The 18,577-nt window shown below is 44.6% G+C and carries 17 protein-coding genes, 4 tRNA genes and 2 riboswitches; of the genes, 13 read left to right on the top strand and 8 right to left on the bottom strand.

The features are described from left to right. Positions 1 to 188: 188 nt before the first annotated feature. From WS42_RS03850 to WS42_RS03830, 5 genes are all read left to right on the top strand, one after another. Positions 189 to 259, top strand: a tRNA-Gln gene (locus WS42_RS03850). A 9-nt stretch (positions 260 to 268) separates the two neighbouring features. Then, positions 269 to 355 (top strand) — tRNA-Leu (locus WS42_RS03845). A 95-nt stretch (positions 356 to 450) separates the two neighbouring features. Beyond that, positions 451 to 534 (top strand) — tRNA-Leu (locus WS42_RS03840). A 60-nt stretch (positions 535 to 594) separates the two neighbouring features. Continuing rightward, positions 595 to 678 (top strand) — tRNA-Leu (locus WS42_RS03835). A gap of 169 nt (positions 679 to 847) precedes the next feature. After that, positions 848 to 1,852 (top strand): aminoglycoside phosphotransferase family protein, encoded by a 1,005-nt coding sequence (locus tag WS42_RS03830; RefSeq protein ID WP_087381465.1) that lies wholly within the window; start codon positions 848 to 850, stop codon positions 1,850 to 1,852. A gap of 3 nt (positions 1,853 to 1,855) precedes the next feature. Here the strand turns inward: WS42_RS03830 and WS42_RS03825 are convergent, their stop codons facing one another. Then, positions 1,856 to 2,464 (bottom strand): NUDIX hydrolase, encoded by a 609-nt coding sequence (locus WS42_RS03825; RefSeq protein WP_022159330.1) that lies wholly within the window; start codon positions 2,462 to 2,464, stop codon positions 1,856 to 1,858. Positions 2,465 to 2,506: 42 nt separating this feature from the next. Here WS42_RS03825 and pyrE point away from each other — a divergent pair, with 42 nt between their 5' ends. Then, positions 2,507 to 3,136: an orotate phosphoribosyltransferase gene (pyrE, locus tag WS42_RS03820; protein ID WP_013612274.1), complete on the top strand. Its 630-nt coding sequence runs from the start codon at positions 2,507 to 2,509 to the stop codon at positions 3,134 to 3,136. Between the two features lie 320 nt (positions 3,137 to 3,456). Then, complete coding sequence (locus WS42_RS03815) at positions 3,457 to 3,939, top strand: hypothetical protein (RefSeq protein WP_013612273.1); 483 nt, start codon at positions 3,457 to 3,459, stop codon at positions 3,937 to 3,939. Between the two features lie 70 nt (positions 3,940 to 4,009). On the opposite strand, the gene clpX is transcribed toward WS42_RS03815, so the two are convergent. Further along, positions 4,010 to 5,224, bottom strand: a complete 1,215-nt coding sequence (gene clpX / locus WS42_RS03810) for an ATP-dependent Clp protease ATP-binding subunit ClpX (RefSeq protein WP_013612271.1) — start codon at positions 5,222 to 5,224, stop codon at positions 4,010 to 4,012. 51 nt (positions 5,225 to 5,275) lie between these two features. Then, positions 5,276 to 5,953: an ATP-dependent Clp endopeptidase proteolytic subunit ClpP gene (gene clpP / locus WS42_RS03805; RefSeq protein ID WP_013612270.1), complete on the bottom strand. Its 678-nt coding sequence runs from the start codon at positions 5,951 to 5,953 to the stop codon at positions 5,276 to 5,278. Between the two features lie 148 nt (positions 5,954 to 6,101). On the opposite strand from clpP, the gene WS42_RS03800 reads away from it, so the two are divergent. The 3 genes from WS42_RS03800 (at position 6,102) to WS42_RS03790 (ending at position 9,125) form a co-directional block, all read left to right on the top strand. Next, positions 6,102 to 6,626, top strand: a complete 525-nt coding sequence (locus WS42_RS03800) for a superoxide dismutase family protein (protein ID WP_087381466.1) — start codon at positions 6,102 to 6,104, stop codon at positions 6,624 to 6,626. Positions 6,627 to 6,747: 121 nt separating this feature from the next. Continuing rightward, complete coding sequence (locus WS42_RS03795; RefSeq protein WP_022160228.1) at positions 6,748 to 8,694, top strand: heavy metal translocating P-type ATPase; 1,947 nt, start codon at positions 6,748 to 6,750, stop codon at positions 8,692 to 8,694. Then, positions 8,694 to 9,125 carry a Fur family transcriptional regulator gene (locus WS42_RS03790; protein ID WP_013612267.1) on the top strand — a complete coding sequence of 144 codons (432 nt, stop codon included), beginning with the start codon at positions 8,694 to 8,696 and terminating at the stop codon, positions 9,123 to 9,125. Before WS42_RS03795 ends, WS42_RS03790 begins: the two co-directional genes overlap by 1 nt. Before the next feature lie 175 nt (positions 9,126 to 9,300). Here WS42_RS03790 and WS42_RS03785 read toward each other — a convergent pair whose 3' ends face one another. Genes WS42_RS03785 through WS42_RS03765 form a run of 5 tightly spaced genes read right to left on the bottom strand, consistent with a single transcriptional unit; the run spans position 9,301 to position 14,214 of the window. Continuing rightward, positions 9,301 to 9,819, bottom strand: a complete 519-nt coding sequence (locus tag WS42_RS03785; protein ID WP_013612266.1) for a threonine/serine exporter family protein — start codon at positions 9,817 to 9,819, stop codon at positions 9,301 to 9,303. Beyond that, positions 9,816 to 10,595, bottom strand: coding sequence for a threonine/serine exporter family protein (locus WS42_RS03780; protein WP_013612265.1), 780 nt, complete (start codon positions 10,593 to 10,595; stop codon positions 9,816 to 9,818). The genes WS42_RS03785 and WS42_RS03780 overlap by 4 nt, the downstream gene beginning before the upstream one ends. An 8-nt stretch (positions 10,596 to 10,603) precedes the next feature. After that, the gene (locus WS42_RS03775) at positions 10,604 to 11,125 is read right to left on the bottom strand and encodes an acyl-CoA carboxylase biotin carboxyl carrier protein subunit (RefSeq protein WP_013612264.1); all 522 of its coding nucleotides are present in this window, start codon (positions 11,123 to 11,125) and stop codon (positions 10,604 to 10,606) included. Positions 11,126 to 11,134: 9 nt separating this feature from the next. Continuing rightward, positions 11,135 to 12,619: an acetyl-CoA carboxylase biotin carboxylase subunit gene (locus WS42_RS03770; protein ID WP_022160230.1), complete on the bottom strand. Its 1,485-nt coding sequence runs from the start codon at positions 12,617 to 12,619 to the stop codon at positions 11,135 to 11,137. 53 nt (positions 12,620 to 12,672) lie between these two features. Beyond that, positions 12,673 to 14,214 carry an acyl-CoA carboxylase subunit beta gene (locus WS42_RS03765; RefSeq protein ID WP_013612262.1) on the bottom strand — a complete coding sequence of 514 codons (1,542 nt, stop codon included), beginning with the start codon at positions 14,212 to 14,214 and terminating at the stop codon, positions 12,673 to 12,675. Positions 14,215 to 14,431: 217 nt separating this feature from the next. After that, positions 14,432 to 14,617: riboswitch (cobalamin riboswitch) on the bottom strand. 359 nt (positions 14,618 to 14,976) lie between these two features. Continuing rightward, positions 14,977 to 15,180, top strand: a riboswitch (cobalamin riboswitch). 277 nt (positions 15,181 to 15,457) lie between these two features. Here WS42_RS03765 and WS42_RS03755 point away from each other — a divergent pair. From WS42_RS03755 to WS42_RS03745, 3 genes are read left to right on the top strand one after another with little or no spacing between them, the layout of a single operon-like run. Continuing rightward, complete coding sequence (locus WS42_RS03755; RefSeq protein WP_013612261.1) at positions 15,458 to 16,921, top strand: 4-hydroxyphenylacetate 3-hydroxylase family protein; 1,464 nt, start codon at positions 15,458 to 15,460, stop codon at positions 16,919 to 16,921. Continuing rightward, positions 16,899 to 17,210 carry a NifU family protein gene (locus WS42_RS03750; protein ID WP_013612260.1) on the top strand — a complete coding sequence of 104 codons (312 nt, stop codon included), beginning with the start codon at positions 16,899 to 16,901 and terminating at the stop codon, positions 17,208 to 17,210. The genes WS42_RS03755 and WS42_RS03750 overlap by 23 nt, the downstream gene beginning before the upstream one ends. Before the next feature lie 14 nt (positions 17,211 to 17,224). Next, positions 17,225 to 18,517 (top strand): acetyl-CoA hydrolase/transferase family protein, encoded by a 1,293-nt coding sequence (locus WS42_RS03745; protein WP_046404257.1) that lies wholly within the window; start codon positions 17,225 to 17,227, stop codon positions 18,515 to 18,517. Positions 18,518 to 18,577: the final 60 nt, after the last annotated feature.

Raw genomic sequence — 18,577 nt, 5'->3', positions numbered from 1 at the left:
TTGCCCTTGGGGCGTATTTGAATAAATAGACATAAAGTGTTAAGTGTCTGGTTATCAAAAGATGACTTCGTAACGAAACAACTAATGAAGCACGAAAATAATTATTTTACTCGAATTTTCCTCATTTTTTTTGTTGGAAAAAAAAAAGGTCATATATTTGCACCGTCAAAAATGACACTATCAATGATTGTCCCATTGTGTAATGGCAGCACAGCAGGTTTTGGTTCTGTCAGTCCAGGTTCGAATCCTGGTGGGACAACACTTGATTGCCCAAGTGGTGAAATTGGTATACACGCTAGTTTCAGGTACTAGTGGCTTCACGGCCGTGTAGGTTCGAGTCCTATCTTGGGCACCAATTCAATTAAGGTTTACGATTTTAGATTGTAGATTATTTCCTGAGTAATCGTAAATCAAAATCAGCGGTCGTAAACTAAAAGTGTTCTTTTAAATGCCCGAATGGTGAAATTGGTATACACGCTAGTTTCAGGTACTAGTGGCTTCACGGCCGTGTAGGTTCGAGTCCTATTTCGGGCACCGACTTTGAAATTTACGGTTTCAGATTATTTCTAAAATAATCTGAAACGTAAAGGATTGGCCCAGGTGGTGAAATTGGTATACACGCTACTTTGAGGTGGTAGTGGTCGAAAGGCTGTGCAAGTTCGAGTCTTGTCCTGGGCACTGAAATAGATGAAGACATGAAAAACCGTTGTATTTACAGCGGTTTTTTTGTTTTCTGAAATTTTCGGAAACTTTGGGAAATTCGTAAAAAATTTCAACATTTGTTTTGACAAAAGTCTGCTTAGAAGCAGCTGTTTTTTAGGGTAAAAAGATTTCAATAACAGATAAAGTGAATCAGTTGATAGAGCAAAAGTTTCTGGCTTTATTCGAACAGCAATGGGGGAAGAAAGCCGACCGGACCGAGATGTTACCGGCTTCCGGGTCTGCACGTAAATATTGGCGTATATATTGGAACGGGGAGTCGTGCATTGCGGCCTGGAATCGAAATGTGGAAGAAAATCGCTTGTTTATCGATTTTTCCCGGCATTTTGCAGAGAAAGGATTACATGTGCCGCAAATTTATGCGGTATCGGAAGATCGGAAGGTCTATCTACAGGAAGATTTGGGTACGCAAACTTTATTGGACGTGGTCGGGCAGGAGCGAAAAGGAAATAGTTTGTCGGAGCATTCGATGCAACTTTACCGGAAATCTTTGTCCGAATTATTGCGGTTTCAGTTGATCGGGGGACAGGGACTGGATTATGCCCGTTGTGTCCCACGTCCTGTATTCGACCGGCAGTGTATCCTGTGGGACCTGAATTATTTTAAGTATTGTTTTCTGAAATTGGCAGGAGCGGATTTTTCAGAGCAGGCGCTCGAAGATGATTTTGTCAGGCTGACAGATGCTTTGGTTCAGGAACCTGCGGATAGTTTTATGTTTCGTGATTTTCAGTCGCGGAATATTATGGTCAGAGCCGGAGAGGTTTGGTTTATCGATTATCAGGGAGGACGGCAAGGGGCTTTACCTTATGACGTAGCTTCGTTATTGTATGATGCTATCGTAGCGATTCCTGATGAACAACGGGAAGAGTTACTGGATGGATATATCTGCGGATTACAGGCTTACCGGACGGTGGAGCCGGGACTATTCCGTCATGCTTTTTATCGTTTTGTATTGGTACGGCTGTTGCAGGCGATGGGGGCTTTCGGGCTTCGGGGACTTTACGAAAGAAAACCGCATTTTATCGATTCGATACAACCCGGTCTGCACAGCATTGACCGGCTTTTCCAGTCCGGTAGGCTGGGTGCCGATTATGCCGAAATCAGGCGGGTTTGCAGGCAATTGCTCGAATAACTCCTAGGCTTCGGTTTGGAGTTTATGGAATACTTCCCGGAGTGAAGGATAGGTCTGGTGCGATAGCTGGGAGAGATTGTGTATCGGATACCAGAGCACTTCTTCGATATCCTCTTCGGTCTGAGGAATAAAAGATTGACCTGAAGGGGCAGACATCCGATACCAATATGTTTTTTTCAGGAACCAACTTTCATTCCGGTAATAAATATGGAGGGTGGTGTCTAAAGGAGACAGAATACTTACTTGTTTTAACCCGCATTCTTCTTCTACTTCCCGGACGGCACATTGTTCCATCGTTTCTCCATATTCCAGATGGCCTTTGGGTAGGTCGATCATTCCTAATCGTTTGATGACCAATATATCGGAATTTTGTATGACTGCTCCTCCTCCGGCTTTGACATAGGTGAAACAAGACTTGAAAATAGTAAACAAATCCTCCGGATCTTCATCATAAAGTACGGCTTTGAAAGGGATGCCTTTTTCCAGAGTTTGGTAAATGAAATTTTTCGTGGTCATAAAATCCCGGTGCACCCAACGGATATCCCCTTCTTTTAGTAAATTCTGATTATCGGTCAATAAAAAACAGCTCTCTTTAAAAAATACTTTATACATTTGCAAAAATTCTAGTATTTAACAATACAAAAATAGATAAAAATGAATACAGTTGCAGAAAAAGTGGCATCCTATTTATTGGATATTAAAGCAATTAAATTGGAACCTACTCATCCGTTTACCTGGGCTTCCGGATGGAAATCCCCGATCTATTGTGATAATCGGAAGACGTTGTCTTATCCTGAAGTTCGTTCATATATCAAAGAACAATTTGCAGCATTGATCCGGGAGAAATATCCGCAGGCAGAGGTAATTGCCGGGGTTGCTACCGGAGCTATTGCACAGGGGGTGTTAGTTGCTCAGGAATTGGGATTACCCTTTATTTATGTGCGATCTTCAGCTAAGAGTCATGGTTTGGAAAATCTGATCGAAGGTGAGTATAAAGCAGGGCAAAAGGTCGTAGTCATCGAAGACCTTATTTCAACCGGTGGTTCTAGTTTACAGGCTGTCGAAGCTTTGCGGAATGCCGAATGTGAAGTGCTGGGCATGGTTGCCATTTTTACCTATGGCTTCCAAAAGGCTGAGGATAACTTTAAAAATGCATCCTGTGAACTGACCACTTTAAGTAATTACAATGCTATGATCGATCTGGCTGTGAAAGTGGGATATGTACAGGCTGATCAGGTGGAAAAATTGAAAGAATGGCGATTGAGTCCTGAGACTTATAAATAAGTTAAAAGAGTTATTGAGTTGCTGAGTTACTGAGTTATTGAGTTGCTGAGTTAAAAGAGTTACTGAGTTAAAAAGAGTTGCTGAGTAGCTAAAGTGAAAGAGGGGAATAGATTAAGGTGTTGTCGATTCATCGTGTTGGGGAAGGAAATTATTTTTAATGCTAGACTTATAATTTATTAACTCAATAACTCAATAACTCAGTAACTCATCAACTCAGTAACTCATCAACTCAGTAACTCATCAACTCAATAACTCAATAACTCAATAACTCATCAACTCATCAACTCAATAACTCATCAACTCTTTTAACTCATTAAATTATGTCGACAACAAAAATTACAAGTGAGATCTTAAAAATAGAGAGTCCTATTCGGGATGTTTATGCATTACTTTCCGATTTCAGCCGGATCGGTCGTTTGGTAGAGATGGCCAAACAAATGGGGATGACTAACGGATTGGAGATGGATAAAATCTCGGAAAAGATCGAATCTACCCGTTTTACAGAAGATGCTTGCTACATAACCTTAAAAGGTATGGGGGAGTTGGCTGTAAAGATCGTGGAGAAAGAAGAACCCAAATTAATAAAATTAGGAGGGGATGGAGCTACACCTTTTGAATTTAATTTATGGATTCAATTGTTGGAGAATGGACCTTACGATACCCGGATGAAGATTACTTTTCAGGGAGAGTTGAATATGGTGATGAAAATGATGCTGAAAGGAAAACTGGAAAAAGGAATCAATCAATTGGGTGAGGGGCTGGCAAAAATCCCTTATAGTTTGTTGAGTAATTCAGGTTTTTGAAACATAATTATTTTGAAAATATCCTCAGGTGTCAGGTGCACAATCGGATATTTTCAAAATAATTTTTATTTTATGCCCTCAATTTCTGGGCATTCACGCGATTCATCTTTTCTTCGGCATAAGCTTTGGTAATCGTAATATTTTTCTTTCCTTGCGAAGGTACTTCAAACATCAGGTCGGTCATAATTGCTTCGCAAATCGAGCGTAAGCCACGGGCGCCAAGGCGGAATTCGATAGCTTTATCGACGATATATTCATAGACATCTTCGTCGAATTTGAGTGTAATCCCATCCAATTCGAACAGTTTGATATATTGCCGGATAATAGCATTTTTAGGTTCTGTCAGAATATTACGTAATGCTGCCCGGTCCAACGGTTCCAGGTAAGTCAATACAGGGAGACGGCCGATGATCTCCGGAATCAACCCGAAAGATTTCAAATCCTGTGGGGCGATATATTGAAGGAAATTCTCCCGGTCGATTTTTTCTGTATTTTGGCTCGCATTAAAGCCGACGACCATCGTATTCATACGGGCTGCGATTTTCTTTTCAATACCATCGAAAGCTCCTCCGCAGATAAAGAGGATATTTTTAGTATTGACAGGGATCATTTTTTGATCCGGATGTTTACGTCCACCTTGTGGAGGAACGTTGACGATAGAGCCTTCCAGTAATTTCAATAGTCCCTGCTGTACTCCTTCGCCGCTCACGTCGCGGGTGATCGAGGGATTATCCCCTTTCCGGGCGATTTTATCCAGTTCGTCGATGAATACAATCCCTTTTTCTGCTGCCTCGACATCGTAGTCGGCTGCTTGCAGCAAACGGGTCAGGATAGATTCGATATCTTCCCCGACATAACCGGCTTCTGTCAGTACGGTCGCGTCTACGATGGTAAAAGGCACATGTAGCATTTTGGCAATTGTTCGGGCCAATAGGGTTTTGCCGGTACCTGTACGACCTACCATAACGATATTGGATTTCTCGATTTCCACTTCGTCGTTACCGGCTTTATGCAAAAGCCTTTTATAATGATTGTAAACGGCAACTGCCAGGTGTTTTTTCGCTTCATCCTGGCCAATGACATATTGGTCCAGAAAAGCTTTGATCTCTATGGGCTTTTTTACTTCGATATGTTCCAGGTTGAGTGTCGATTTACTTTTCATCTCTTCCTGGACGATATCATAGGCTTGTGAAGCACACTCATCACAAATAAAACCGTCCGTCCCCGCTATCAACAAATTAACTTCGTTCCGGTTACGTCCGCAAAATGAACATTTATCCTGCATCTTTTATTACTTTTGGGTCGATAAGAGCTCATCGACCTGCAATTTTCAATTTTATTTTTTAGCTCTGGTTAATATTGAATCGATCATACCGTATTCTTTAGCTTCTGCTGCTGTCATCCAGTAGTCCCGGTCGGAATCTTTTTCTACTTTTTTGTAGGGTTGACCGGAATGTTCGGAGATGATGGTATACAATTCTTTTTTCAGTTTCTGTACTTCTCTGGAAGTGATCTCGATATCCGCAGCCTGGCCTTGTACGCCACTCATCGGTTGGTGGATCATAATCCGGGAATGGGTTAGAGCCGAACGTTTTCCCTTGGTTCCGGCAGTCATCAGTACCGCTGCCATCGAAGCTGCCAAACCGGTACAAATAGTCGCTACATCACAATTGATATATTGCATCGTGTCGTAAATCCCCAAACCGGCATAGATAGAACCTCCCGGGCTGTTGAAATAAAGTTGGATATCACGCCCCGGATCGGCAGTTTCCAAAAACAACAACTGGGCCATAATGATATTTGCCACATCGTCGTCGATGGGTACTCCTAAGAAAATAATCCGATCCATCATCAAACGGGAAAAAACGTCCATGGTTGCAATATTCAGTTGGCGTTCTTCTATGATATTCGGAGTGATATAACTGTTCGTAGCTGTTTGAAACCGATGAAGGTTCAGACTACTGATCCCTTTGTGCTTTATAGCGTATTTTTTGAATTCGTCTTGTGGAAACATAGCTTTTTTATTAGTTTTCAAGGGGCTAAATTACAAAAAAACTATGCAATAGCAAAATCAATGGATATCGATCTTGAAACGGGCGACTTGAAACTTTATCCGGTGAAGCCGCGTATAATCCTATTACAGAATTTTAAATGGACGAGAAATGAGGTTAGTATTGTTTTTTCTTTTGGTTTTGTCGGTATTATGTATGTCTCAGACAATTGAACAAAAATGTATCGAGAAGCCGATTTATGAGCTGTCGGAAAATGGGAAAGGTAAAATTGTAGGTTCGATCGAAGTGAAAGAACAAGGGAAAGGAATAGCGATTCATGTCGTTGCCTCCGGCTTGAAGCCGGGACAATATGGTTTTCATATGCATGAAAAAAATACGATGAGTAATACCACCGATGACAAAGGGAATACGGTAATAGGTGGAGGACTAGGTGGACACTGGGATCCGGATAATACGCATAAACATGCAGGTCCTCATGGGGATGGACATCGGGGAGATCTGGAAATGTTACAAGTCGGGAAAGAGGGGACAGTCGATCAAACCGTGATTTCGACCCGGATACCTTTCAAGGCTGTCAAAGGGAAGGCTTTCGTTATTCATGCGATGCCCGATAATTTTATGGATCATCCGGTCAATGGAGGAAGCGGTGCCCGTATGTATGCTGCCCCTTTTTAGAGATTACAACGATTATTTTTAACACTGATAAGTCTTTTCACCAGGAACAGTATGGATCACTTTTGCAACCTGGTTGCAGGAATCTTCCCTTATTTTTGTATCGAACAAATGATAAAAGAATATGGAAGCTACTTGTCAGCGTTGTGCGCATACACATACTCATGCCGGAGATTGTGGGCATACTCATGATCAGCAAGGAACCGGATTTTTGATCCTTTCGTTTTTACTTCTCGTTGGCGGAGTTATACTGCGTTATCTGCAACTCCCTTTCTGGATGATTCCGGGAGTTGAAGTGCTATGGTTTTTACTGGCCTTTCTTCCGGTCGGATTTCCTGTGATGGTTGAAGTTTGGAAAAGTATACGACAGAAGGATATATTCAATGAATTTTCCCTGATGTTGTTGGCAACGATAGGGGCTTTTTGTATCGGTGAATATCCGGAAGGGGTAGCGGTGATGCTTTTTTATTCGGTGGGAGAGAGAGTACAACATCGTGCAGTCGACCGGGCCAGAAGGAATATCAGGCGTTTATTGGATGTCCGTCCTGAAAAAGCTTTGGTTTTACGGCAAGGGAAAGAACAGTCGGTTTTCCCCGGTGAGGTTGAGGTTGGAGAGATGATCATGGTAAAACCCGGAGAACGGATTCCGCTCGATGGATTGTTACAGGAAGAATATGCTCTTTTCGATACCTCTGCCTTGACTGGAGAGAGTCTGCCCCGGACTATAAATCGTGGTGAAGAGGTATTGGCAGGAATGATCGTCTCTGGTCAGGCGATAAGATTGAAAGTGACTAAGCCTTACGAACAAAGTGCTTTAGCCCGGATACTGGCTTTGGTTCAGGATGCTTCTGAACGAAAAGCCCCGGCAGAACTTTTTATCCGTCGCTTTGCCCGTATTTATACTCCTGTGGTATTTTTGTTGGCCTTATCGATTATGTTGTTGCCTGCTTTGGTGGCAGCTTTCCATCCCGGATTCGATTATTTTTTCAAAGATTGGGCATACCGGGGACTGGTATTTTTGGTGATTTCCTGTCCCTGTGCCTTGGTGATCAGTGTCCCTTTGGGCTATTTCGGTGGAATTGGAGCGGCTTCCCGGAAGGGGATATTGTTTAAAGGCGGTAATTATCTGGATGCTATTACTCACGTCAATACTGTCGTATTCGATAAAACCGGTACTTTGACTACAGGCCATTTTCAAGTGTCTTCGATGGAGGCGGATACCGTTTCATCGCAAAGGTTGTTAAGTATCCTGTTGACCTTAGAGGAAAAAAGTACTCACCCTGTAGCACAGGCGGTTACCCGTTATGCCCTGCAAGAGGGAGCCGGGAGAATCGGTGTCACGCATTTACAAGAATATCCCGGTTATGGATTAGAAGGTGTGATAGAGGGAAAAAATGTTTTGGTCGGTAATATTCGCTTGTTGACCGATCGGGGAATAACCGTTCCGGCAGGAATTTCCGAGCGTGTCGCTACGGTTGTTGTGTGTGCTATCGCGGGAAAATATGCCGGTCATTTATTGCTTTCGGATACGCTGAAAGCAGATGCTGTCGAAGCTATCGGGCGGCTGAAACAGTTGCATATCGATAATATTCAGTTATTATCCGGCGATAAAAAAGAAATAGTCGCTATCTTTGCTAAGACCTTGGGGATTCGGCATGCACGAGGTGGTTTACTGCCGGAAGATAAAGCGGCTTACCTGGAAAAATTGAATGCAGAGGCCGGTGTTTCTGCCGCTTTTGTCGGAGATGGTATGAACGATGCTCCGGTATTGGCTTTGAGTGATGTCGGTATCGCTATGGGAGGATTGGGGGCGGATGCTGCTATTGAAAGTGCCGATGTGGTTATTCAGACCGACCAACCTTCCAAAGTGGCTACGGCGATTTCGATCGGACGAGCGACCCGACGGATTGTAAAGCAGAATATTGCCGGTGCTATCGGGGTGAAGTCACTGATTCTGATTGCCGGTGCTTGTGGATTCGTCACTTTGTGGGCGGCTGTCTTTGCCGATGTCGGTGTGGCTTTGTTGGCTGTATTGAATTCCGTACGTATCCTCAGTAAAAAATTCGAATGATGATAGAGGAAGATTTTTGCTTACATAAACTAGTTCTCCGGGATATCCGGCCGACGGCCATCCGGGTGTTGGTGCTCCGCACTTTGTTAGAGATGAAACAGGCGATGTCGGTCTCCGATCTGGAGGCTCAACTCGATACTGTCGATAAATCCACGATTTTCCGAACTCTGACCTTATTCCTGTCCCACCATCTGATTCATGGGGTGGACGATGGAAGCGGTACGTTAAAATATGCAGTATGCGACGATAGTTGTCAATGCGCGGTCGAAGATCAGCATATGCATTTCTGCTGCGAATGTTGCCATAAAACTTTTTGTGTGAAAAGTATACATATTCCCTCGGTACAATTACCTCCCGGTTTTATCCAAACCGGTGCCAATTATGTGATTAAAGGCTTATGTGCTGCATGTGCCCTCCGGAAAAAGGAATAGTCTGTGAGGGTGGGGTCGTGAGCTATTTGCGGGGGAAATAAGATAATCTTTCTCGCACTAATTGATTCGTTGTTTCTATAAAAATCTTTCCCGGGACTGTTGTCTGTTGTAGTTAATACGGATAAAGATTTTAGGATATTTATTTCTATGTTTGTGATATTTGCCCAATCGGTTTTTAGGCTTGTTTTTTGTGATGAGGGGGTAGCAGCCGGGTCATAGTGAACGATTGTTTATAGAAGATGAACATGGCGAGTGAAACACCGATGACGAGTGCAAACATAACAAATAAAGTAGTCAGGCCATTGCGGAAGATTTCGACAATCAGTTGTTGTGACTGGGATACATCGTCGCTTTTCATAAAGCGGATGAGGGCAAGTACAGTTTTATAGGCATACATACCTGGGATCATGGGAAGTAGAGCCGGAAAAGAAAATACTTCCGCCGGACACCGGACGAGGCGGGCGGCTAACATACTTAGCATCCCGATTCCGAAAGCTGCAAAGAGTGAAGATATGGTCAGATTCAACGGGGTGTAATGTAATAGGTAGAAACGACAGGCATGGCCGAAAGCTCCCAGTAAGGCTACAACTGAAATAGCACGTTTGGGGGGATTGGAGATAACGGCAAATCCGATGGCGGCAATAGCGGCAAATAATCCGTCGGTGAGGACAGGTAACCAGAATTCGTTGTTCATAATATATCTTTTCCTAAAATTAATAAAGTCATGGATAAGCCGAGAGCGATACAAATAATTAATATCGTGGCATTGATTGTTCTGGATAAACCGACAAGGACGTGACCTTCGAGTATATCCAGGATGGAATTGATCAGCGGTACTCCGGGAATCAGAAACAGGACGCTGGTACCTAGTGCGATATCTTGGGTGGTCCCTAAATTGCAGAATACTCCGAGTGCGGCAGTCAGGGAAGCGATAAAGGAACAAATAATAAAGATGACCATATGATTCAACTGAAGTTTGGTGAGTTCCTGACGGATAAAAAAGCCGGCCAGGGTGGCAATCCATACCAATCCCATGGCGATCGGATCTCCTCCGAACAAACGGCAAAATGCAGCATTGGCACAGGCAACCAGCAACAGGACCATCCAGCGTGACATACGTGGGGTGTTGACAATGGTATTGAACCGGAGCTGCAGCTCGTGAAGTCCCGGATGGTGGTCATAAGCTTCCCAGCTCAGGGCACTCAGGTCTGATATTGTACGGAAGTTTAAAGCCATTGCTGGAATCCGTCGGACGTAAGTTCGTCGGATGGAGTAGTCTTCGGAATGTTTGACGGTCATGGTGATGTTGCGCTGAAAAATGGTCATATCCACTCCAAAGCCAAAAGACTCGGCGATGCGGGTCACGTTTTTTACAATACGTGAAGTATGGCTGCCGACTGCCATCAGTGTGGTGGCGTAATCCAGCAGAAAATTCGATAATTCCTGTATTTTTTTGCTGTGTTCCTGCATGGCTGCGTTTAGAGTTTGATTTCTGCTAAAATTTCGTCTTTACCAACGATTTGGCCGGTTTTGACACATAAACGACTGATTCGGCCTCTGTGGGTGGCGGTAATGATGTTTTGCATCTTCATGGCTTCAAGTATCAAGAGAGTGTCGCCTTTGTTGATTTCCTGACCGTTATCTACTTGGACGTCCAGTATTTTGCCAGGCATGGGAGATTTGATGATTATTGTCGCCAAGTCGCTTTGACGACTGGCCAGTATTTTTTTCCGTTTCAGAGAGAACGGAGTTTCAACAGAGAAAGTATATGCGACACCGTTGAGCAATATTTCGTATTCATTTTGTTTCCGTGAAACAATTTCTACTGGATAACGCAGTCCTTTATAAGATAAGACCAAAAATCCGTCTGCTTCCTCTATCAGGTCGAGGCGTATATTTTGCCGTTTCAAACTGAAATCATAATTATTCTTTACTGTAAATTCGAATTCCGTTTGTCTGTCGCTGAGAGCGATGTATTTACTGATTTCTTTATTATTCATATTTGGTACTTATAGATTTCTGATTCGTTTGTTCAATACCCAGGGGTCGATTTGTGTGTCGGGACCGATTTCAGGAGTATTTTCGTGTGTGTAGGTATACACGGCGAATAGAGCTGCGAGCAATTCTTCGTGCGGTTCGCGCCAGACCGTCGAATGGAGGCGGGTTTCAATGAAGGAGGTGTCGAAATCACCGTTACGGTAAGTTTCGTTGTGTAATACTGCTTTGCAGAAAGGGATTGTGGTACGGATCCCTTTCACATGGAAACGTTCGAGTGCCGAAAGAGTCCGTTCGATGGCTTGTTCGCGGGTGTCTCCGGTGACGATCAGTTTGGCTACCATAGAATCGAAAAAAGGGGTAATTTCTGAACCGGGGGCAATACCGGTTTCAATGCGGATGTGATTGCCTTGTGGTAAACGAAGTTGACGGATAACACCGATACTGGGAGAAAATCCGGCTTGTACGTCCTCTGCGTTGATCCGGCATTCGATAGACCAGCCGTTGAGGTGAATCTGAGATTGACGCAACGGTAATTTCCGGCCCGCAGCGATATTGAATTGTAATTCCACCAGATCGATTCCGGTGATTTCTTCTGTAACCGGGTGTTCCACCTGAATACGGGTGTTCATCTCCATGAAATAGAAATGCTTCTGATGGTCGAGCAGGAATTCCACTGTTCCCAGACTTTGATAGCCTGCCTGTTTTGCCAGGGAGACTGCTGCTGCTGCCATTTTTTTCCGGAGGCGTTCGTCGAGAGCGGGTGACGGGGCTTCTTCCATCAACTTCTGATGTTTACGCTGTATGGAGCATTCCCGTTCGCCCAGATGCACGACATTTCCATAATTGTCGGCTACAATCTGAAATTCGATGTGCTTCGGGTTTTCGAGGTATTTTTCGATAAATACCGAAGGATCGTTAAAGGCTACCTGTGCTTCTGCGGTTGCTATTTTGTAAAGTTGTTCGAGTTCATCCTGATGATGGACAATACGCATTCCTCGTCCTCCTCCGCCCGATACTGCTTTGATAATGACCGGATAGCCTAGTCGTTTGGCAATTTTCCGGGCTTCATCGAGGGTATGTACGGCTCCTTGGCTGGCTCCAAGCATGGGGACTCCGCTCTGTGCGGCAATTCCTTTTGCTGCAACTTTATCGCCCATAAGTCGGATGACTTCGGGTGAAGGGCCGATAAAGACGATTCCATTATCCCGGCAGCGTTCGGCTAATTCCGCGTTTTCAGACAGGTATCCATAACCTGGATGTAATGAGTCGATCTTATATTCCCGGGCTAGTCCAACCAATCTGTCGATATCCAGAAATTCCGGTATATTCCCATCGGTTTCCGGGAAATTGATCACGGCATCAGCAGCTGATAAATATACAGCTTCGGGTTCTTTGGCTGTTCGGACGACATAAGTTTTGATGCCCATGCGCCGGGCTGTACGGGCAATTCGGATGGCTATTTCGCCTCGGTTAGCTATTAAAACTGATTTTATCATATCTATTTCATTATCTTTTTATTTTGTCCCCCTTTTCTTTCGCTTTTATCTTTTTAAAGCGGTATATTTCCATGTTTCCGGCGGGGTAGACTGACTGATTTCTTTTCTAAAGATTTAAGTACCCGGATGATTTTCAGTCGGGTGACGGACGGGTCGATGACTTCATCGATAAATCCTTTTTCGTTGGCGATATAAGGATTGGCAACCTCCTCCCGGTATTGTGCCAGTAATTCTTTTTTCAAAGCAACGGGATCTTCGGCAGCGGCCAGTTCTTTGTGGTAGAGAATGGCGATTGCCCCTTCGGGTCCCATGACAGCGATTTCTGCTGTCGGCCAGGCAAAGTTGTAGTCGCCACCGATCCCTTTGCTGTTCATAACGATATAGGCTCCTCCGTAAGATTTTCGCAGTACGACGGTGATTTTGGGTACAGTAGCCCGGGTGTAAGCATACAATAATTTTGCTCCATGGCGGATAATCCCGGCATGTTCCTGATCAGCTCCCGGCAGGAATCCGGGAACGTCTTCAAGAGTAAGGATGGGAATATTGAAACTATCACAGAAATTGATGAAACGGGCAGCCTTGACAGAAGAGTTCATATCCAAAGTACCGGCCATCACCTGAGGTTGGTTGGCGACGATTCCGGTTACATAGCCTCCGAACCGGGCCAAGCCGATAATGATATTGGGGGCATAGTTTTCAGCTATTTCCAGAAATTTACCTTTATCGGTGATCAGCCGGATGATATTCCGGACGTCATAAGGTTTGTCGGGATCTTCGGGAACAAGGTCTCTGAGACTTTCTTCTATACGGTCCGCCGGATCGTCGGTGGCCAGATAGGGAGCATTCTCGATATTGTTGGAAGGAAGATAGGAAAGCAGCATTTTCACTCCCCGCAAAGTGTTCTCGTCATCGTTGAAAACAAAATCAGCGACTCCTGATTTGACAGCATGTACTGAAGCCCCTCCCAATTCTTCGGGAGAGATGGTCTCATTCAACACTTGTTTAACGACATTGGGGCCTGTAACAAACATATAACTGGTTGCGGCAGTCATAAAGATAAAGTCGGTGAGTGCCGGGGAATAAACGGCGCCGCCTGCTGCCGGACCCATGATCACCGATATTTGGGGAATGACCCCGGAGGCCAGTACATTACGGCGGAAAATACCGGCATATCCGGCCAGACTGGCCACTCCTTCCTGTATGCGCGCTCCTCCCGAATCGATCAGGCCTACAACAGGAGAACCTGTTTTCAGGGCCATATCCTGTACTTTTATAATTTTGGCAGCGTGTACAGAACCCAATGATCCTCCCTGAACATTGAAGTCCTGGGAATAGGCAAATACCTGTCTGCCGTTTATATTTCCAAATCCGGTAATAACTCCGTCTCCATAGGAACGTACTGTTTTACCGAAAGAGGTGGTGGCCGATGGAGAATAAGCATCGACTTCCTCGAAGGTGCCTTCATCAAAAAGAAATTCTATTCGTTCCCGGGCTGTCAGTTTGCCGCGGTTGTGTTGTTTTTCTTCATATGCTTCGCCGTATTGCCGGGCTAAGGCTTCCTGTCTCGCCAGGAATTTTTCAAACGATTTTCTCATGCTAAGTCAGTTTACATCTATTAATTGCTTTATTATTCTGGCAATCTCTTTTAAGATTCGTAAGTGTAGCCGATTGATAATTACTCGTTAATCATCGATTGTTACCGTTGAGCATGGCTTAAACTTAGCTTTCACAAAATAAAGAATACGCAGGGGTATATTTACCCGGACGGGTGTCGGTCTGATAAGGGCTGACTCTGGCTTTATTCCGCGAAAGCATTGTCAATTCGCTGAGGCAGGTATCCTGACTTTCACCGTTTTAGCCGTCCTTCCCGTCTTATGCTGACAGTGGACATGATTGGCCGAACTTTTATGGTGATTACAGTTGCGCGACAGTCCGTGATTTTCACACGGTTCCCTATTCTCCCCATCGTAATGAGGCACCTGAGCGATCTGATTCACATCTTGTAAAGAACTTCAATGGGACAAAAGTATAAAAAATCTTTTATCCGTTGAAATTTTAATAAAATCTTTCCCTTTTCCTTTGTTTTGTTGTTGATTATCAGTGAGTAAAAATTTGTAACTTCTTGTTTTTATAAGAGGCGGGTCTTTGTTGTCCGGATGATCGTCGATTATTTTTATGCATTCCGTTGTTTTTAATCGATTTTTTACTTCATCGGACGTTGAGAGAGGAGAAGGAAGTTCGGGTGAAGGAGGTGTTATTTTATGATTTTTTAGGAGAGGTTTGTTTCATTGCTGCAATTATTTTTCTCATTTTATTTAAAAATTAAAGAAAAAAAGTAGGAATATAAATTTATTTAGGTACATTTGCGTCGTCATGGTGACTCATCCTCACACGGAGGAATGAGTTGAATAGGGAATCCGGTGAGAATCCGGTACTGTACCCTCAGCTGTATGTTCTTTAAAAAGGGTTTTGCATTCTTATGGTCACTTTTTCCTCCGGGAGAAGGGAAGGCCGCAAAATCCGGAACAAGTCAGAAGACCTGCCTGACCTATAATTGCCAGTTGTTCTGGGGAATAAGGACAATGGGTATGTGCGTTGTTTTTCACAATTATTTTGGGAAAAGGGATACGGGTGTGTCCTGGAAAACACGAAGGCATAACCTCGTTTTGGGAGGATGTGTAAAGGATGCTTTTTTATTTTTTAAAAAGGCTGGCGCTATCGTTTCCGTAAAGGGAAAGACGTATGTTATATAGCATACGATAGTTGTCCTTTGTGTCTTTTGATTAGAGAAATAATTCTTTAAATATTGTATTGTTAATCAATAAAACGCCACTAATTATGATGACCAGAGCTGAGTACATTGAAAGCCTCCGCAGATTGAATCTGAAGGTTTATTTTATGGGTGAGCTGATCGAAAATCCTGTCGACCACCCGATGATTCGTCCTTCTATGAATTCTGTAGCCAAAACTTATGAATTGGCTGAAAAACCGGAATATCAGGATCTGATGACTGTTTATTCACCGCTGATCGGCAAGCGGATCAACCGTTTTTGCCATCTCCACCAAAGCACGGAAGATTTGGTGAATAAAGTGAAAATGCAACGTTTGATGGGACAAAAGACGGCAGCCTGTTTCCAGCGTTGTGTGGGAATGGATGCTTTCAATGCCATTTTCTCTACCACCTATGAGATGGACCAGAAGCTTGGGACAGAATATCACAAGCGGTTCACTGAATATATGAAGTTTGTACAGGAAAACGACCTTACGGTTGACGGAGCGATGACCGATCCGAAAGGTGACCGTAGTTTGTCGCCCTCCAGACAGGAAGATCCGGATATGTATATGCATGTCGTGGAAGTGCGGGAGGATGGTATTGTCGTACGGGGAGCAAAAGCTCATCAGACCGGGGCTGTCAATTCGCACGAACACCTGATCATGCCTACTGTGGCCATGAAAGAAGAGGATAAAGATTATGCCATTTCGTTTGCTGTCCCCTCAGATGCCGAAGGCGTATTTATGGTGTACGGCCGTCAGTCCTGTGATACCCGTAAAATGGAGGAAAATGCCGATATGGACCTCGGAAATGCACAGTATGGTGGGCACGAAGCACTGGTTGTTTTCGATAACGTGTTTGTTCCCAATGAACGGGTGTTTATGTGTCGGGAATATGAATTTGCCGGAATGATGGTAGAGCGTTTCGCCGGATATCACCGTCAGTCTTACGGAGGGTGTAAAGTCGGAGTCGGGGATGTATTGATCGGTGCAGCTGCCCTTGCCGCCGATTACAATGGCGTGCCCAAAGCCAACCACATCAAGGATAAGCTGATCGAAATGATACATCTGAACGAGACGCTTTATGCTTGTGGTATTGCCTGTTCGGCAGAGGGTGAAAAGATGCCTGCCGGTAACTATCAGATCAATCTGTTGTTGGCCAATGTCTGCAAACAGAATATTACCCGTATGCCTTATGAGATTGCCCGTCTTGCAGAAGATATTGCCGGTGGGTTAATGGTGACCATGCCATCCGAGCAGGATTTACGCAGCGAAAAGATCGGTCCTTATGTAGAGAAATATTTGCAGGGAGCAACCGGGACTTCTACCGAAAACCGGATGCGTATCCTGCGCCTGATCGAAAATATTACCTTGGGTACGGCAGCTGTTGGATATCGGACAGAATCTATGCATGGAGCAGGTTCACCTCAGGCACAGCGTATTATGATCTCCCGTCAGGGAAATCTGGCTGCGAAGAAAGAACTGGCTAAAGTGATTGCTAAGGTGGATGAAAGCAAAGATAGAAAGTAGTAGTAGTTTTGAGGAACGGGTCCGGGAGATCGTACTTTACCGGGTCCGTCCTCATTTACTGGAACATGGCGGGGATTTGAGTGTCAGGGAAATCCGGGGCCGGGATGTCGGAATTGTGTTTTCCGGAGCCTGTGGAGCCTGTCCTGCGGCACAAATTACGGTGGAACAAGTGGTAGAGAAAGGTTTGCGTCGTGAGCTTGGAGATAAACTCGGCCGTGTGTATCTGATCAACGAAACAGATGAGGGCTTACTCGCTTTTGCCCGGAAATTATTAAACCGAAAAAGGTGATCAAAACGAGGATTATGGAATGGAAAGAAATATATAAAAACAGGTTTGCGACAGTGGAGGAAGCTGTCCGTGCCATAGAAGACGGAGACCATCTTGTGTTCGGACATGCTGCCGGTTGTCCGCAGGTTGTGCCGGCGGAAATGATCGCACAAAAAGAACGCTTGCATGATGTCGGTATTTACCACATGCTTACGCTGAACGATGGCTCATACCTGACACCCGGGACGGAAGGACATTTCCGCCACATCACTAATTTTGTCGGGGGAAATTCGCGCCAGGCTGTCGCTGACGACCGGGCCGATTTTCTTCCTGTATTTTTTTATGAAATACCACAGCTGTTTGATGAGGTATATCCTGTGGATGTGGCGGTAATCCAAGTGTCTTATCCCGATAGTGAAGGAAATTGCAGTTTCGGACTCTCTTGTGATTATACTAAAGCGGCAGCAGAAAAGGCGCGACTGGTGATCGCAGAGATGAATGAAAATATGCCCTATGTCGAGGGAGATAACAAAATTCATATCTCCCGGTTGGATTATATTATTCCGACTAACCTGGCATTGCCCGAAATTCCGCTGCCTAAAATTACGGATGTCGAAAAAGCCATCGGGCGTAATTGTGCTTCTTTGATTGAGGATGGTTCCACCTTACAGTTGGGGATCGGAGCGATTCCGGATGCCGTGCTCCTGTTTATGGGAGATAAAAAAAACCTGGGTATCCATACCGAAATGTTTTCCGACGGAGTGATCGATTTGGTGGAATCAGGAGTGGTCAATGGCAGTAAAAAGACCTTGCATCCGGGGAAATTGGTTGCCACTTTCCTGATGGGGACGCGCCGCTTGTACGATTTCGTCGATAAAAACGCCTGCGTAGAAATGCGTCCTGTAGATTATGTCAACGATCCTCGTGTCATTGCACAAAATGAAAAGATGGTTTCCATCAATTCCTGCATCGAGGTTGACCTGATGGGGCAGGTGGCTTCCGAGACAATCGGACTGAAACAATTCAGCGGAACCGGAGGACAGGTAGACTATGTCCGGGGGGCAGCCTGGTCTGCCGGTGGTAAATCGATCATGGCTATGCCTTCGACTGCAGCTAAAGGTAAGGCTTCCCGGATTGTACCTTTCTTGGCGCAGGGTGCAGCTGTTACTACTTCACGCAATGATGTCGATTATGTGGTGACTGAGTACGGCATCGCCCGGTTGAAAGGTAAAACGCTGAAACAACGGGCTCGGGCATTGATTGCTGTGGCACATCCCGATTTCCGCCCTATGCTGGAAGAAGAATATCAGAAACGTTTTAAGGATTAACTGGTGGCGGATAACTTCCGGCGATTTATGGTCCCGGGGCTGTCCATCGTTTTATAATCA

Source organism: Odoribacter sp. N54.MGS-14 (genome assembly GCF_000980295.1).
Classification (GTDB): Bacteria; Bacteroidota; Bacteroidia; order Bacteroidales; family Marinifilaceae; genus Odoribacter; species Odoribacter splanchnicus.
The sequence above is the reverse complement of the archived record's forward strand: the minus strand, read 5'-3'. Positions and strand labels throughout refer to the sequence as shown.